2 rRNA genes are annotated in these 3,089 nt (G+C 53.9%); both read left to right on the top strand.

Going from position 1 to position 3,089, the window contains the following annotated elements:
• Positions 1-2,644: ribosomal RNA gene (locus LB524_RS28725) — 23S ribosomal RNA — on the top strand; the annotation flags it as partial.
• Positions 2,645-2,915: 271 nt separating this feature from the next.
• Positions 2,916-3,030 (top strand): 5S ribosomal RNA (rrf, locus tag LB524_RS28730).
• Positions 3,031-3,089 lie beyond the last annotated feature (59 nt).

The following is a 3,089-nucleotide window of genomic DNA, read 5'->3' on the forward strand; positions in this document are numbered from 1 at the left end:
GGTGCTGCTGTGGTTTCCAAGTATCAGATATAGGTAACTTATCCTGAATACATAGGGATAAAGTGGCGAACGCGGGGAACTGAAACATCTAAGTACCCGTAGGAAAGGACATCAACCGAGACTCCGGAAGTAGTGGCGAGCGAACCCGGACCAGGCCAGTGGCGATTGAGAGACAAGCGGAACCTTCTGGAAAGTAGGGCCATAGTGGGTGACAGCCCCGTACGCGTAATGCAATCAATCGTCCTCGAGTAAGGCGGGACACGTGAAATCCTGTCTGAAATTGGGGGGACCACCCTCCAAGCCTAAGTACTCGTGCATGACCGATAGCGAACTAGTACCGTGAGGGAAAGGTGAAAAGCACCCCGACAAGGGGAGTGAAAGAGTACCTGAAACCGGTTGCCTACAAACAGTGGAAGCCCAAGGTTCGTCCTGGGTGACCACGTACCTTTTGTATAATGGGTCAGCGACTTAGTGTGACGAGCAAGCTTAAACCGCTAGGTGTAGGCGCAGCGAAAGCGAGTCTGAACAGGGCGTTCAGTTCGTCGCATTAGACCCGAAACCGAGTGATCTAGCCATGAGCAGGTTGAAGGTAAGGTAACACTTACTGGAGGACCGAACCCATAACTGTTGCAATAGTTCGGGATGACTTGTGGCTAGGGGTGAAAGGCCAATCAAACTCGGAAATAGCTGGTTCTCCGCGAAATCTATTTAGGTAGAGCGTCGACCGAATACCCCAGGGGGTAGAGCACTGGATGGGCTAGGGGTCCTCACCGGATTACCAAACCTAACCAAACTCCGAATACCTGGGAGTACTAGTCGGCAGACACACGGCGGGTGCTAACGTCCGTCGTGAAAAGGGAAACAACCCTGACCTACAGCTAAGGTCCCCAAGTTATGGCTAAGTGGGAAAGGATGTGAGGATCCCAAAACAACCAGGATGTTGGCTTAGAAGCAGCCATCATTTAAAGAAAGCGTAACAGCTCACTGGTCTAAATAAGGGTCTTTGCGCCGAAAATGTAACGGGGCTAAAGCCATACACCGAAGCTTAGGGTTTGGTCCGCAAGGGCCAAGCGGTAGCGGAGCGTTCTGTAAGCTGACGAAGCCATACCCGTGAGGGGTGGTGGAGGTATCAGAAGTGCGAATGCTGACATGAGTAACGTAAGGGGAGTGAGAGACTCCCCCGCCGAAAGACCAAGGGTTCCTGCTTAAAGCTAATCTGAGCAGGGTTAGCCGGCCCCTAAGACGAGGCGGAAACGCGTAGTCGATGGGAACCACGTTAATATTCGTGGGCTTGGAGGTAGTGACGGATCATTGAGGTAGTCCAATCTTATCGGATTGAACGGGCTGCTGCGTGGTTCCAGGAAATAGCTCCTCCTTATAAACCGTACCCGAAACCGACACTGGTGGTCTGGTAGAGTATACCAAGGCGCTTGAGAGAACTATGCTGAAGGAACTCGGCAAATTGCACGCGTAACTTCGGAAGAAGCGTGACCCTTTTCCACGCAAGTGGAGGAGGGTGGCACAGACCAGGGGGTAGCGACTGTTTATCAAAAACACAGGGCTCTGCGAAGTCGCAAGACGACGTATAGGGTCTGACGCCTGCCCGGTGCTGGAAGGTTAAGAGGAGGGGTGCAAGCTCTGAATCGAAGCCCCAGTAAACGGCGGCCGTAACTATAACGGTCCTAAGGTAGCGAAATTCCTTGTCGGGTAAGTTCCGACCTGCACGAATGGCGTAACGACTTCCCCGCTGTCTCCAGCATAGACTCAGTGAAATTGAATTCCCCGTGAAGATGCGGGGTTCCTGCGGTTAGACGGAAAGACCCCGTGCACCTTTACTATAGCTTTACATTGGCATTCGTAGTGGCATGTGTAGGATAGGTGGTAGGCTTTGAAACCTGGGCGCCAGCTCAGGTGGAGCCACCCTTGAAATACCACCCTTATCACTATGGATGTCTAACCGCGGCCCGTTATCCGGGTCCGGGACAATGTATGGTGGGTAGTTTGACTGGGGCGGTCGCCTCCTAAAGAGTAACGGAGGCGCGCGATGGTGGGCTCAGAACGGTCGGAAATCGTTCGCTGAGTGCAATGGCATAAGCCTGCCTGACTGCGAGACTGACAAGTCGAGCAGAGACGAAAGTCGGTCATAGTGATCCGGTGGTCCCGCGTGGAAGGGCCATCGCTCAACGGATAAAAGGTACGCCGGGGATAACAGGCTGATGACCCCCAAGAGTCCATATCGACGGGGTTGTTTGGCACCTCGATGTCGACTCATCGCATCCTGGGGCTGGAGCAGGTCCCAAGGGTATGGCTGTTCGCCATTTAAAGCGGTACGTGAGTTGGGTTCAGAACGTCGTGAGACAGTTCGGTCCCTATCTGCCGTGGGTGTAGGAATATTGAAAGGATCTGTCCCTAGTACGAGAGGACCGGGATGGACGGATCTCTGGTGGACCTGTTGTGGCGCCAGCCGCATAGCAGGGTAGCTATATCCGGACGGGATAACCGCTGAAGGCATCTAAGCGGGAAACCCACCTTAAAACGAGTATTCCCTGAGAACCGTGGAAGACGACCACGTTGATAGGCCGGGTGTGGAAGAGCGGCAACGCTTGAAGCTTACCGGTACTAATAGTTCGATCGGCTTGATCGTTCTCATTCCTAATATCCATTTGAAGTCAAATGGTCTGACCAGCGCTCACGCATGAGCGGCCCTTACGGGCCTATGCTCCGCGAGGGCGCCGGACGACCGGCGACGCGCAGTCGCGCTTGCGGGCTTTGCCCGGAAGCAAACTGCGGATGTCGCTCAGGCACAAAAAGACAGGTGAAGAGCAGTGAGCCAATGGCGAATAGGTATCCCCTACTCACTATTCGCTACTCACTATTCCCTATTCCAGCTTCTCGAATAACGTGCGTTTTGCCGACCTGGTGGTTATGGCGGAGCGGCTGCACCCGATCCCATTCCGAACTCGGCCGTGAAACGCTCCAGCGCTGATGGTACTTCGTCTCAAGACGCGGGAGAGTAGGTCGCTGCCAGGTCTGCAAAACGCACGTTCAAACTCTCATCCAATCGGATGACCGTGAAATCTTCTCTGCAC

This window comes from Mesorhizobium sp. ESP6-5 (assembly GCF_020164695.1).
GTDB classification, from domain to species: domain Bacteria; phylum Pseudomonadota; class Alphaproteobacteria; order Rhizobiales; family Rhizobiaceae; genus Mesorhizobium; species Mesorhizobium australicum.